Raw genomic sequence first — 13,507 nt, 5'->3', positions numbered from 1 at the left:
CTATTTCGTCATGGCCGTTTACAAATTAGTATGCGGACGCATCTCTGGGAAGACAGATCCCGCAGAGCCGCGCAAAAACTTGAGGAGAGCCCGATGTCAGCAGCCGAGGGTCCGCTCGTCGTCGGCGTGGACACGTCCACCCAGTCCACCAAGGTGCTGGTCGTCGACGCGGCCACCGGGCAGGTCGTCGCGAGCGGCCAGGCGCCGCACACGGTGACCTCCGGCGCCGGCCGGGAGAGCGACCCCCGCCAGTGGTGGGACGCGCTGCGGGAGGCGCTGCGTCAGTGCGGCGACGCGGCGCACGAGGTGGCCGCGGTGTCCGTCGGCGGGCAGCAGCACGGGCTGGTGACGCTGGACGAGCACGGTGAGCCGGTGCGTCCCGCGCTGCTGTGGAACGACGTGCGCTCCGCCCCTCAGGCGAGCCGGCTGGTGGAGGAGCTGGGCGGGGCGAAGGCGTGGGCGGAGCGCACCGGTTCCGTCCCGGCGGCCTCGTTCACGGTGACGAAGTGGGCGTGGCTCGCCGAGCACGAGCCGGACTCCCTGCGCGCGACGAAGGCCGTACGGCTCCCCCACGACTACCTCACCGAGCGGCTCACGGGCGAGGGCACGACCGACCGGGGCGACGCCTCCGGCACCGGCTGGTGGGCGTCCGGGACGGAGGGCTACGACGAGGAGATCCTCGCCCATGTGGGCCTCGACCCCGCGCTGCTCCCGCGCGTGGTGCGGCCCGGCGAGGTGGCGGGCACCGTACGCGACAGCCACGACCTGCCGTTCTCCAAGGGCACCCTGGTGGCTCCGGGCACCGGCGACAACGCGGCGGCCGCGCTCGGCCTCGGGCTGCGTCCCGGCGCCCCGGTGCTGAGCCTCGGCACCTCGGGCACGGTGTACGCGGTGTCGAAGCGGCGTCCCGCCGATCCCACCGGCACGGTCGCCGGCTTCGCCGACGCCCACGGTGACTGGCTCCCCCTGGCCTGCACCCTGAACTGCACGCTCGCCGTCGACCGCGTCGCGGCCCTGCTCGGTCTGGACCGCGAGGCCGTCGAGCCCGCCGCGGGACTCACCCTCCTCCCCTACCTGGACGGCGAACGCACCCCGAACCTGCCGAACGCCTCCGGCCTCCTGCACGGCCTGCGCCACGACACCACCGCCGGCCAGCTCCTCCAGGCCGCCTACGACGGCGCCGTCCACTCCCTGCTCGGCGCGCTCGACCTCGTCCTGGAGGAGGAGGCGGACCGCTCAGCGCCGCTGCTCCTGATCGGCGGCGGCGCCCGGGGAGCGGCCTGGCAGCAGACGGTGCGCCGGCTGTCGGGACGGCCTGTGCAGATCCCCGAGGCCAAGGAGCTCGTGGCGCTGGGCGCTGCGGCGCAGGCTGCCGGCCTGCTGACCGGCGAGGACCCGGCTGCGGTCGCCCGGCGCTGGAACACCGCCCGGGGCCCGGTCCTGGACGCCGTTGAGCGGGACGAGGCGACACTCGCGAGGATCGCCGGGGTACTCTCCGACGCATCCCCGCTGCTGGAGCGGTCCGAGCGGAGCACCGTCCGCTGAACATCAGACTCACCGGTAAAGCGACAGACACACCGGTAAAGCGATAAAGGTATGACGGTATGACCGCACCGCCGCACGACGCCCTCCCGACCGGCCGCGCCCGCGCGCTGCCGGACACCCAGCAGGGCATGCGCCGACGCAACCTGGCCCGGGTGATGCACGCCGTCAGCGCCGAGGGCTCGCTCTCGCGGGCCGCGGTCGCCTCACGCATCGGTCTGACCCGGGCAGCGGTGTCGACCCTCGTCGACGAGCTCATACGCTCCGGCCTGATCGAGGAACTGGGACCGGAGCGGCCCGGACGCGTGGGCCGGCCGGGCTCGGCGCTCGCCGTGAGTGGGCACGGCCCGGCGGGCATCGGCGCCGAGGTCGGCGTCGACCACCTGGCGGTGTGCGCCGTCGATCTGCGCGGGGAGGTCCGTGCGCGTGCCGTGCGGCACGGCACGAACCGGGGCCGGGCCCCCGAGCCGGTGATCGGGGAGCTCACCGGCCTGGTGCGCCAGGTCGTCGCGGAGGCGGAACGCGAGGGGCTGTGGCCGGCGGGGCTCGCCGTGGCCGTCCCCGGTCTCGTCGCCCGGGACGGCCGCACGGTCGTCCGCGCGCCGAACCTCGACTGGAACGACGTGGACCTGGGGCCGCTGCTGCCCGACGCGTACCCGCTGACGGTGGACAACGAGGCCAACTTCGGCGGGCTGGCCGAGCTCTGGCTCGTGGAGGACACCCCGCGGGACTTCGTGCACGTGTCGGCCGAGATCGGCATCGGTGCCGCGCTGGTCGTGGACGGCAGTCTGCTGCGTGGCACACGCGGGTTCGCGGGCGAACTGGGCCACGTGCCGGTCCGCCCCGACGGCCCCGCGTGCGTGTGCGGCGGGCGGGGCTGCCTGGAGCAGTACGCCGGCGAGGAAGCGGTGCTGCGCGCGGCCGGACTGGAGCCGGGCGGGGACCGCGTGGGCCTGCTCGCCGGCCGGGCGACGGACGGCGACGAGGACGTACGACGCGCCCTGCGCGAGGCGGGCACGGCGCTGGGCATCGCCCTGACCGGGGCGCTCAACCTGCTCGACCCCGAAGGCGTCGTGCTGGGCGGCGCTCTGGCGGGGCTGGCGCCATGGCTGCTGCCGTCACTGGAATCGGAGCTGGCCCGGCGCACGGCAGGCCCCCCGTGCCCCGTCCTGGTCTCCCGGCTGGGCCCGGAGGGACCACTGCTCGGAGCGGCGCACTCCGTGGTACGGACAGTACTGGACGATCCGGCGGCGGTATCGGGACGGTGACGGGCACCTCCACCCCCCGTCAACGACACATGCCGTGACGTGAACAGCGTACGGAACAACGCAGTTGCGACCCGCGCCGCACACCCCCGCCCCAAACGGTTGTCTCGGCGCGCACTCGGAGTGACGATGTCCCCAGCATCGCCTTCGGGAGGCCGACTTGACCGATCCCTGGGTGGCCCTGGAACCGGGGGCCGACCCCGCCGAGCGGGTACGGACACTGCGGCGCGCCCACGAGACGTTCACCGCGGCGGGCACGGTGCCGCGGCCGGTGCGGGCCGTCGTGGCCGACTCGTGGCGGCGTTCGGCGCGGGCAGGGGTAGGCCCCGACGGCACGGCGGACGTGGAGTTGACCGACGGCGACCTCGGCGCCCATCGGGCCGAGCATCCGCTGGCGCGGGTGATGCCGCTGTTCCGCGAACTCATGGGCACGTTCGCCGCCGACGGGGAGCATCTCCTCGCGGTGTGCGACGCACACGGCCGGCTGCTGTGGGTCGAAGGCCACCCGGCGACGCGACGCCAGGCGGGGCGCATGAACTTCGTGCCGGGGGCGCGATGGGCGGAGAACGCGGTCGGGACGAACGCCCCGGGCACGGCCGTCGCCGTGGACCGTCCGGTTCAGGTGTTCGCAGCCGAGCACTTCATCCGCCGGGTACAGCCGTGGACGTGCGCCGCGGCCCCGGTGCACGACCCCCGCACCGGGCGGGTGTTGGGCGCGGTGGACATCACCGGAGGGGACGGGCTGGCGCACCCGCACAGCCTGGGTTTCGTCCAGGCGGTCGCGCGCGCCGCGGAGTCCCAACTCGCCTTGCTCACGCCGGAGCGTCCACGGTCCACCATGATCGAGCTGGCCGCGCTGGGCCGGGACGAGGCGCAACTGGTCCTTGCCGGACGGACATTGAGGCTGAGTCCCCGGCACAGTGAGATCGTGGTGCTGCTCGCGCACCATCCGGAAGGTCTGACCGGCGACGAGCTGCTGTGCGCGCTGTACGAGGACGAGTCGGTGACACCGGTGACACTGCGGGCCGAACTCGCCCGACTGCGCGGGGTGTTGGGTCCAGGGCTGTTGGCCTCCCGCCCGTACCGGCTGACAGCGGCCGTCGAGTCGGACGTCACGGCCGTCGAACGGCGCCTGGCGGCAGGAGCGGTGACGGCGGCCGTTTCCGCATACGCGGGGCCGCTGTTGCCGGCGTCGCGGGCGCCGGCGGTCGTACGGCTCCGGCGCCGCCTCGCCGAAGCCCTGCGCGCGATGCTGATCGCCCGCAGCGACCCGGATCTGCTGGCGGACTGGGTGTACACGCCGTGGGGCGAGGACGACCTCGCCGTATGGCGGGCGCTGGCGGCGGCCCGTCCCACGGCTGCGATCCGGGCGCGCCTGTGCGCGCTGGAGTCGGAACTCAGGGCGCCGGGGCACTGGCCGCGCGTATAGACGGACCGCTGCCACGGGGGCACGGCGACCTCCGCCGCCCTCGCAACGTCCCTGCAACCTCCGCTTCCCTAACCTCCGGCGGAGAGCTGCCCGACGGCGGGCAGCGCTGCTGAGGGAAGCAGGCCACCATGACCCGTTTCGCGGCGCCCGGCACCGAGGGCGCGATCGTCTCCTACCAAGCGCGTTACGACCACTTCATCGGCGGCGAGTACGTACCGCCGGCTCGAGGGCGGTACTTCGAGAACCCGAGTCCGGTGAACGGGCAGCCTTTCACCGAGGTGGCGCGCGGTACGGCGGAGGACGTGGAGCGGGCGCTTGACGCGGCGCACGCGGCCGCGCCGGCCTGGGGCCGCACCTCGGCGACCGAGCGCTCCGACGTCCTGCTGAAGATCGCCGACCGCATGGAGGCGCATCTGGAGTCGCTCGCCGTCGCGGAGAGCTGGGAGAACGGCAAGCCGGTGCGCGAGACGCTGGCCGCGGACATCCCGCTGGCCATCGACCACTTCCGCTACTTCGCCGGCGCGGTCCGCGCCCAGGAGGGCGCCCTCAGCGAGGTGGACGACGACACGGTGGCGTACCACTTCCACGAGCCGCTCGGTGTCGTCGCCCAGATCATCCCGTGGAACTTCCCGGTCCTGATGGCTGCTTGGAAGCTCGCGCCGGCGCTGGCGGCGGGGAACGCGGTCGTCATCAAGCCGGCCGAGCAGACTCCCGTCTCGCTCCACTACTGGATGAGCCTGGTGTCCGACCTGCTCCCGCCGGGCGTCGTGAACATCGTCAACGGCTTCGGAGAGGAGGCGGGCAAGCCGTTGGCGTCGAGCCCGCGGGTGGCCAAGGTGGCCTTCACGGGTGAGACGTCCACGGGCCGGCTGATCATGCGGTACGCGGCGGAGAACCTGAAGCCGGTCACCCTGGAACTGGGCGGCAAGTCGCCGAACATCTTCTTCGACGACGTGTGGGACAAGGACGACGACCTGCGCGACAAGGCCCTCGAGGGGTTCACGATGTTCGCGCTGAATCAGGGCGAGGTGTGCACCTGTCCGTCGCGCGGCCTGATCCAGCGTGGCAACTACGGCGACTTCCTGCGCGCGGCCGTCGCCCGCACGGAACTGATCAAACCCGGCCACCCCCTCGACACCGACACGATGATCGGCGCCCAGGCCTCCGGCGACCAGCTCGCGAAGATCCTGTCCTACATCGACATCGGCAGGCAGGAGGGCGCGAAGGTCCTCACAGGCGGCGAACGGGCTGAGTACGACGGCGAGTTGAAGGGCGGTTACTACGTCCAGCCGACGGTCTTCGAGGGCCACAACCGCATGCGCGTCTTCCAGGAGGAGATCTTCGGCCCGGTGGTCTCCGTCGCCTCCTTCGACGACTTCGACGACGCCATCGAGATCGCCAACGACACGTCGTACGGGCTCGGCGCCGGCGTCTGGACCCGGGACATCAACACGGCGTACCGCGCGGGCCGGGCGATCCAGGCGGGCCGTGTCTGGACGAACTGCTACCACGCCTACCCGGCCCACGCGGCCTTCGGTGGCTACAAGCAGTCGGGGATCGGGCGCGAGACGCACAAGATGATGCTGGAGCACTATCAGCAGACGAAGAACGTTCTTGTTTCATACAGTCCGAAGAAACTTGGGTTCTTCTAGAGCCTGAAATCGGGTTGCCTGGGGGCATCGTGGGGTTCCAGGCAACCCGACGTGAAAGATACCCAGTGCAATCAATTGGGTTCTCAAGGCTACCGTCTGACCCCGGAAAGGGTCGCGCAAGGAGGCCGCCGTGAGGAAGCCCGCCCCGAGCTCCTGACGTGAACAAGGCCGTTGTCAGTGCCGCGTGCGATCCTCACCCCTGAAGCACAGCAAGACGGCACGGGGCTGACATGCGATCGCGCCAACTCGAAAGGGGCTCTCGAACCCGCCCGCAGCGGATTCCCTTTCAAGCACACAGGTCCCTCCGCCACTCAGGGTGGAGCCCCAGCGGCCGTTGCGGCGGGTGGCCCTACGCCGTGCGGACAAGTATGGGTACAGGGAAAAGGGGCCGAGGTGTCACACCGCGCGTCCGCGTGGCTACGTGGGCCGACCAGTGCCGCCAGGCGTGAGTGAGGGTCGCCGGCACGCTTCGGCGGCGCCGGCGGTCGGTCGGTGGATCCGGCGTCCTGTCGAGCAGTTGCGGCTCAGCCGCGCGGTCCCGCGCCGTACAGGAGTGTGTCGATGACGAGTGCGGCCAGCGCGTCCGGGTCTTGCGCGGCTGGATCCTGGTTGGCGCCCGGCCTGTCGAGGGCTTCGCTCAGGAGGGCGTAATACACCTGCCGCGTCCAGTCCAGGTCCGCGTCCGGAGCGAGGAGTCCCTCGTTCTGCGCTCGTGCGAGGAGTTCGACGGTGTAGGCGTCGATCTCTTCCCAGACTGCGGCTGCGGCGCCGGTATGGGGCGTGGCGTGACTGAGGGTGAAGCGCCAGGTGTTCTTGACCCGCAGGACGTTCGCAGTCACCCGGTACAGGGCCACGAGCGCGGGGGCGGAGTCGGGCCGTGCTTCCCCGATGGCATCGAGGAGCTGCTGCTTCGCGGAGACGGCGAGCGCCTCCAGCAGCGCCTGCCGATTCGCGAACCGTCGGTGCACCGTGATCCTGGTCAGCCCCGCTGCCTCGGCGATCTGCTCCATGGAGGCACCGGCGTCGTCAGCGAGGACCCGCTCGGCCGCCTCCAAAATCGCACGCACACTGCGCTCGGCATCTGCCCGCAGCGGTCGGCCCATAGCGGTCTCCCTGTCTCGTTCGCTTTCGTTCCCACGTAGAGGATACGTGAACGCTACGGGTACCTCGATAACTGATGCTCTCCTGCTGCATATACACTTCTATCCGATACATATATGACACGCATGAAAGTTCATGCCGCACCGCCCGACAGGTGACGACTCCACGAAGTCGCCGGTCAGGCAAAGCTTTCACCCTCCACGCCGCGCCCACTCGACAGGTGCGTCGCGACAGTGGCCGGAAGCCGGGGCGGCACCGGCTCGCGCAACCCACGATGTCGGCGCACGACAGATCCACCGCTCTGGGGCAAACCTCCGGCCACAAACGGAGCAATTGTCATGCTCTCGACGCTTCGAGCCCGGCCGGACAGAGGCTGTCGTCATGACCGAAGAGAGCGGACTGATTCACCCTGGCGGATGACGCAGCCGAGCGCCCGGGACGACTCCCGACGACATTGCCGATCCCTGACTTCAGCACATGCCGATCATGCGGGAGCCTCTTCGCCGCCCCCAGCTCACCCACGTCGTCGCTCCCAGCTCCCCCACCCTCGCGCAGCCCGTGACCTCCGGTCTGCATCCAAGGGGGGCCCCGGACCCGTTGGGGCTTTCACACGCGCGCGGAGGCGAGCCCGGTTCGACGAAGTCGCCGGGTCAGGGTCAGCCCCGACTCCCGCGCGCCCGCAGAGCATTCACGGAGCGCACGGCAGTCAACGCCGCCGAGTACCTCCCCAACGCGCATCTGCACCTTTACCCGGACGCCGGCCACGGCTTCCTCTACCAGTACGCCGTCAAGTTCGGCACCGAGGTGAACGTCTTCCTCGACCGCTGACAACAACCCCCTTGAGACGGTCGCCGGCGCCGATGGAGCGGTGACCGCAGACCGGCCTCACGCCCGATGCCCCGCCGGAACCGCCGAGCCCGGCGGGGCATCGCCGTGCCACGGGCCGCCGACCGGCCTCCGTCCGGAGGGCTGCAGCGGGGCGGGCATCGACACAGAGGCCTCCCACAGTGCTCGAGCGGGTGCCCCTCGGGTGCGGTGCGGGCACTCCGGGGAAGGACCCGCTGACGTCGTGACTCCTCCGTAAGAGATACGTGAACGCTGCGAATGTCTCTTTAATTGATGCTGTCATGTTGCTCTTGGGCGAGAAGTTGATACATTGGTGAAACCGATTGAGGATTGCGGCGGCGACGGACCCCGGCATGACGGGCGTCCGCGTCCGACACCGCGCCCCCACCCCCGCAAGAAGAAGCAGTCCATGAGTCAGGAGCCCACAATGGCGACAACACGTCCGGTAGCCCTCGTGACGGGTGCGTCCTCCGGCATCGGCAAGGCGGCCGCGCTCGCGCTGGTGGCGGCGGGCCACGAGGTGGTCGGCACCAGCCGCGACACCGCGAAGGTCACCCCCCTCAAGGGCGTGACCTTCCTCGACCTCGACGTGACCAGCGACGCTTCGGTGAGCGCCGCGGTCGGCGAGGTGATCGACCGCTTCGGGCGGATCGACGTCCTGGTCAACAACGCCGGCATCGGCTCAGCGGGCGCCGCTGAGGAAAGCTCCGCCGCGCAGGCGCAGGGCCTCTTTGACATCAACGTCTTCGGCGTCATCCGCATGACGAACGCCGTCCTGCCGCACATGCGCGCCCAGCGCAGCGGACGGATCGTCAACATCTCGTCCATCGTCGGCTTCATGCCGCAGCCCTACATGGCGGTCTACGCCGCCTCCAAGCACGCCGTCGAGGGCTACTCGGAGTCCGTCGACCACGAGCTCCGCGAGTACGGCGTACGGTCCCTGCTCGTCGAACCCGCCTGGACCAACACGGCGTTCGACACGGCCAGCGTGCGGCCCGACCGGCCTCTGGACGTCTACGCCAAGCAGCGCCACGTCTTCGAGGAATACATGGCCGGCGCGGTCAAGGACGGCGACGACCCCGCCGTCGTCGCCAAGGAGATCGTCGCGGCGGCGACCGACGCCAAGCCGAAGCTGCGTTACACCGCCGGCGCCGTGACCGGGCGCGTGCGCACCATGCGCCGCATCGTCCCTTCCCGCATGTTCGATCAGCAGCTGCGCAAGCTCAACCGCCTGCCCGCCTGACCACTCCCACAACACCGTCATGAAACGCAGCGACAGGAAAGCGAAGCCCGCCATGACCACTTATCTGGCAGACGCGGCGAAGGACCTCACCGTGGAAGGCCCCTCCGCGACGTTCACCTACCGGCGCATCGGCCCCCGGGGCGGCATCCCGCTGGTCCTGCTGAACCGGGTCCGCGGAACCCTCGACTGGTGGGACCCGGAGTTCCTGGACCACCTCGCCGCCGCCCACGACGTGATCGTCTTCGACAACGTCGGCACCGGCTACACCACCGGCACCGCACGCGACTCCGTCGAGGGACTCGCCGACGGCGCCGTCGAGTTCATCGAGTCCCTCGGCCTCACGCAGGTCGATCTGCTCGGCTGGACCCTGGGCGGCACCGTCGCCCAGCACATCGCCCGCACCCGGCCCCACCTGGTCCGCAAGCTGGTCGTGGCGGCCGCCAACCCCGGCGGGACGGTACCCGGCGCTCCCGACCCGGACCCGAAGGTGCGGGCCACCATGACCAAGCCCGAGGTCACCGGGGACGACCTGGTGTTCCTGTTCTTCCCCGAGACGGACACCGGCCGCGCCGCCGGGTACGAGCACCTCGCCAGGGTGGCCACCCGGCTGGCCACCGGCCGCCCCGACGTGTCCGAGGCGGCGGCCTTGGGCCAGATCACCGCGATCGGCAAGGACGCGCAGATCCCCTTCGAGCAGGTGCGGGCGGACCTGGCGTCCATCAAGCAACCCGTCCTGTACGCCACCGGCATGCAGGACGCGATGATCCCCGCCCTGGCGTCCTACACCGCCGTCCAGCACCTCAACCACGCCACCCTCGTCGCCTACAGCGACGCCGGGCACGCCTTCCTCTTCCAGCACGCGAAGGACTTCGCCCGCCAGGTGAGCGCCTTCCTCGCCGACTGACCGTTCACACGGACACCGGCTCCACAGGAGGCACGACAAAGTCGGGACGCCTCCCGCACCGAGGAGAGTCATCGTGCAGGTGACCAGCGACCCGGCGCGCCGGGAGGTCACGCCGCTGGAGCTGTTCTTCGACCCGGTCTACGTCTTCGCGATCGGCCAGCTGTCGCACCGGCTCCTCGTACATCCCACCTGGACCGGCGCCGCCCAGGCGCTCGTGCTCTATCTCGCCGTCTACGCGGCGTGGGCGTACACCACCTGGGCGGTCACACTCGTCCCGGCCGAGAACCCGCGGACCAGACGGATGCTGCTGGGGGTCATGCTCGCGGGACTGTTCATGAACGCCGCGATCCCACGAGCCTTCGACGACGCCGGCTGGGTCTTCGTCGCCGCCTTCCTGCTCATTCACATCGGCCGGACCGTATGGCTGCTGACCGTCGGCCTCGACCGGGTCAACCAGGAGCACTTCATCCGCGTCCTGGTCTGGTTCGTCGCGGCCGCACCTCTGTGGCTGATCGGCGCGGCGGTCGACAGCGGCGCGCGGCTGACCTGGTGGGCCGCCGCCATCCTGATCGAGCTGGCGGGTACCTGGGCGGCGCATCCACTGCCAGGCCGCAGACTGGACTCCCGAGAGGTCGCCTTCGCCGGCGGCCATCTGCTGGAACGCGGCCGACTGTTCATGATCATCGCCTTCGGCGAGACAATCATGACCACTGGCACCGCGCTCACCACGGCGCCGTACGCGCCGATGACCCTGCTGACCAGCGGTGCCGCGCTCACCGGCACCATCGCGTTGTTCTGGCTGTTCTTCAGCCGCTCAGAACACGTGGTTCGCCACTACGAGCGGACCGAGGACCCCATCAGGGCGGGGCGCAGCGGCGTCATCAGCCTCATGGCCTCCGTCGCCGGAATCATCGCCGCCGCCACGGGCGACGAACGGGTCATCGCACATCCGGTGGAGCACGCCGGCATCACCACGAACCTGCTCCTCTTCGGCGGGCCGGCCCTCTACGTCGGGGCGCAGACCTGGCACGGGGCGACCCTGTTCGACGCACTGAGCCCGGCACGGCTGGTCACGCTGTCCGCCCTGGTCGTCGGATGTGCGGTCACGACGGAGGCCCCGGCCTACCTGTCGGCCGTCATCGCCGCCGCAATCGTCGTCGCGCTGGCCGTGTTCGAAGACCGCCATCAGCCGGGGAGGGCGCGTGCGAAGCCCATCCCACCACGCTGACCTCCACCGTTGCGCTCACTCACCGAATGACTCACCGGAGCTTCTCATGGACCTCCCCACCAACACCGTCCTCGTCACCGGGGCCGGCCGGGGCCTTGGCCGGGCGCCATGACGCAGGAGGCCAGCGTGCTGATCTGCGACGATCAGGAGTTGATGCGGGCCGGCCTGCGCTTGGTCGTGGACAGCCAGCCGGACCTCACGGTCGTCGGCGAGGCCGGGGACGGCGAGGCGGCAGTGGCGCAGGCGCTCACCCTGCGCCCGGACCTCGTCCTCATGGAGGTACGGCTGCCCTGCCTGGACGGCATCTCGGCGACCGAGCAGGTTCGGGCCGCGTTGCCCCGGACGCAGGTACTGGCCCTCACCATGTGCGACCGCGACGAGTACGTCTACGCCTCGCTGCGACGGGAGCGAGCGGCTTCCTCGTCAAGGACGCGCCGACCGCCGAGCTGGTCGCGGCCATCCGCAGCGTCCTGCGCGGCGACAAGGTCATCGCCCCCTCCGTGACGCGACGGCTGATCGACCGCTACATCACAGGTGCCCTAGCTCCGCTCACCGACGCAACACTCGACGTGCTCTCCGACCGCGAGCGCGAGGTGCTGAGCCTGGTGGCCCGCGGGCTGAACAACGCGGAGATCGCCGGGAAGCTGTTCCTCGGCGAGACCACGGTCAAGACCCACATGGCCAGGATCCTCACCAAGCTGCGCCTTCGCGACCGGATTCAGGCCGTCGTCTTGGCCTACGAAAGCGGACTGGTTCGTCCTGGCGGGTGACCCCGTCGGGCGCTCGGGATGGTTTCCGACGACCCGGACGCTCCCTAGGTTTCGGACATGTCGATCACGCGCGAGTTCCTTCGCCGCCCCCGGCTCACCTGCGCCGTCGCCCTCAGTTCAGCAACACTGGCGCAGACCATGACCGCCGGCCCGGAACTGGAACACGCCGACATCGTGGTGGAGTGGGGGCCCGGCACCGGTGCGATCACCGAGGCGATACGGCGACGGCCGGCACCGGGGACACGGCTGGTCACGGTCGAGCTCAACCCCGTTCCCGCCCGCCGACTCGCGGACCGGTGCCGGGACAGCACCGTCGAGGTGGTCCACGGTTCCGCCGAGGACCTGTCGGCGCTCGTCCCCCATCCGGTCGACGCCGTCGTGTCCGGTCTGCCGTGGACCGTCATGCCTCATGAGCGACAGCGCCGGATCCTCGACGCGGTGGCCCGCGTACTGAGCGCGGACGGCCGGTTCAGCACCTTCGCATACGTCCACGCGGTCTGGACTCCCCCGGCCCGCCGGTTCGCCGCCGAACTGGCCACGCGGTTCTCCAGCGTGGAGCGCAGCCGGGTCGTCTGGCCGAATCTCCCTCCGGCGTACGTGCACCGCGCGTTCACACCGGCCCACACGACCCTTCCCGCCCCCGCTCGAACACTTCAGAACCGGAGCACAGCATGACGCAGCACAGCATGTTCAGTATCGCGACCGTGGCGCCGAAGATCCGCCGCGTTACTTTCACGAATGCGCCCGTGAACGTCGTCGGCGCGGACACTGTCGTCCAGCTGCTCGACGTCGTCGATGAGTTGAGCAAGGACGAGAGAGTTCAGGTCGTCGTCTTCGACAGCGGCACGCCCGGATACTTCTTCAACCACGCCGATCTCGGCCAGGTGCCCGAACTCCTGGCGCTGAACGGCGCGGACGGGACCCCGACGTGGGTCGAACTCGTCACGCGGCTGAGCAGCGCCCCCTTCGTCAGCATCGCCTCCATCCGCGGGCGTACCCGGGGCGGGGGCGACGAGATCACCCTGGCCTTCGACCTGCGCTACGCCAGCCTCGAGGAGGCGGTCTTCTGCCAGCCCGAGGTCGCGATCGGCATCGTCCCGGGCGGTGGCGGCAGTGACCGTCTGGCTCGGCTGCTGGGACGGGATCGCGCGCTCGAAGCGGTCCTCACCAGCGAGGACTACGACGCCGAGCGCGCCGAGAAGTACGGATGGGTGACCCGGGCCGTCCCGGACGCCGAGCTCGATGACCTCGTCAACGGCGTGGCAGCGCGCATCGCGTCCTTCGACAAGGCGTCCGTCCTGGGCGCGAAGGCGCAGATCAACCGGTCGACGCTGCCGCCGGTGGCCGATCTGCGCGCGTCCTGGGCGGAGTTCGCCGAGTCGGTCCACTGGCCGGGCTTCCAGGCGCGCGTGCCGCGGCTGGGCAAGGCCATCGACGAGGTCGGTCTCGATGAGATCGAGCGGAATCTCGGCCATTACGCCGGGCTCATCAACCAGCAGGCATAGGCGCCGTGCGGGGAAACGAGGA

11 protein-coding genes and 1 pseudogene are annotated in these 13,507 nt (G+C 70.6%); 11 read left to right on the top strand and 1 reads right to left on the bottom strand.

Annotated features, from left to right (window positions below; genetic code table 11):
* The first annotated feature begins 93 nt into the window (after nt 1-93).
* The 4 genes from xylB (at nt 94) to ACIOC0_RS01805 (ending at nt 5,888) form a co-directional block, all read left to right on the top strand.
* Nucleotides 94-1,545, top strand: coding sequence for a xylulokinase (gene xylB, locus ACIOC0_RS01820; protein ID WP_402151090.1), 1,452 nt, complete (start codon nt 94-96; stop codon nt 1,543-1,545).
* A 59-nt stretch (nt 1,546-1,604) separates the two neighbouring features.
* Nucleotides 1,605-2,810, top strand: coding sequence for an ROK family protein (locus ACIOC0_RS01815; protein ID WP_402151087.1), 1,206 nt, complete (start codon nt 1,605-1,607; stop codon nt 2,808-2,810).
* A 157-nt stretch (nt 2,811-2,967) separates the two neighbouring features.
* Nucleotides 2,968-4,236, top strand: coding sequence for a GAF domain-containing protein (locus ACIOC0_RS01810; RefSeq protein ID WP_402151084.1), 1,269 nt, complete (start codon nt 2,968-2,970; stop codon nt 4,234-4,236).
* A 128-nt stretch (nt 4,237-4,364) separates the two neighbouring features.
* The gene (locus ACIOC0_RS01805) at nt 4,365-5,888 is read left to right on the top strand and encodes an aldehyde dehydrogenase family protein (protein ID WP_402151081.1); all 1,524 of its coding nucleotides are present in this window, start codon (nt 4,365-4,367) and stop codon (nt 5,886-5,888) included.
* A 524-nt stretch (nt 5,889-6,412) separates the two neighbouring features.
* On the opposite strand, the gene ACIOC0_RS01800 is transcribed toward ACIOC0_RS01805, so the two are convergent.
* Nucleotides 6,413-6,991, bottom strand: coding sequence for a TetR/AcrR family transcriptional regulator (locus ACIOC0_RS01800; RefSeq protein WP_402151078.1), 579 nt, complete (start codon nt 6,989-6,991; stop codon nt 6,413-6,415).
* Nucleotides 6,992-7,475: 484 nt separating this feature from the next.
* Here ACIOC0_RS01800 and ACIOC0_RS01795 point away from each other — a divergent pair, with 484 nt between their 5' ends.
* The 7 genes and pseudogenes from ACIOC0_RS01795 (at nt 7,476) to ACIOC0_RS01765 (ending at nt 13,485) form a co-directional block, all read left to right on the top strand.
* On the top strand, nt 7,476-7,817 hold the full coding sequence (locus ACIOC0_RS01795) for a hypothetical protein (protein WP_402151075.1): 342 nt from the start codon (nt 7,476-7,478) through the stop codon (nt 7,815-7,817).
* Between the two features lie 445 nt (nt 7,818-8,262).
* Complete coding sequence (locus tag ACIOC0_RS01790) at nt 8,263-9,078, top strand: oxidoreductase (RefSeq protein WP_402151073.1); 816 nt, start codon at nt 8,263-8,265, stop codon at nt 9,076-9,078.
* A 52-nt stretch (nt 9,079-9,130) separates the two neighbouring features.
* Complete coding sequence (locus tag ACIOC0_RS01785) at nt 9,131-9,982, top strand: alpha/beta fold hydrolase (protein ID WP_402151070.1); 852 nt, start codon at nt 9,131-9,133, stop codon at nt 9,980-9,982.
* A gap of 73 nt (nt 9,983-10,055) precedes the next feature.
* Nucleotides 10,056-11,210, top strand: coding sequence for a low temperature requirement protein A (locus ACIOC0_RS01780; protein ID WP_402151067.1), 1,155 nt, complete (start codon nt 10,056-10,058; stop codon nt 11,208-11,210).
* A gap of 108 nt (nt 11,211-11,318) precedes the next feature.
* A pseudogene (locus tag ACIOC0_RS01775) lies at nt 11,319-11,980 on the top strand (response regulator).
* Nucleotides 11,981-12,037: 57 nt separating this feature from the next.
* Nucleotides 12,038-12,655 carry a class I SAM-dependent methyltransferase gene (locus ACIOC0_RS01770; protein ID WP_402151064.1) on the top strand — a complete coding sequence of 206 codons (618 nt, stop codon included), beginning with the start codon at nt 12,038-12,040 and terminating at the stop codon, nt 12,653-12,655.
* Complete coding sequence (locus ACIOC0_RS01765) at nt 12,652-13,485, top strand: enoyl-CoA hydratase/isomerase family protein (RefSeq protein ID WP_402151061.1); 834 nt, start codon at nt 12,652-12,654, stop codon at nt 13,483-13,485. Before ACIOC0_RS01770 ends, ACIOC0_RS01765 begins: the two co-directional genes overlap by 4 nt.
* Nucleotides 13,486-13,507: the final 22 nt, after the last annotated feature.

Source organism: Streptomyces sp. NPDC088254 (genome assembly GCF_044740925.1).
In the GTDB taxonomy this organism is placed as follows: Bacteria; Actinomycetota; Actinomycetes; order Streptomycetales; family Streptomycetaceae; genus Streptomyces.
This window is presented reverse-complemented; position numbering and strand designations above follow the sequence as displayed.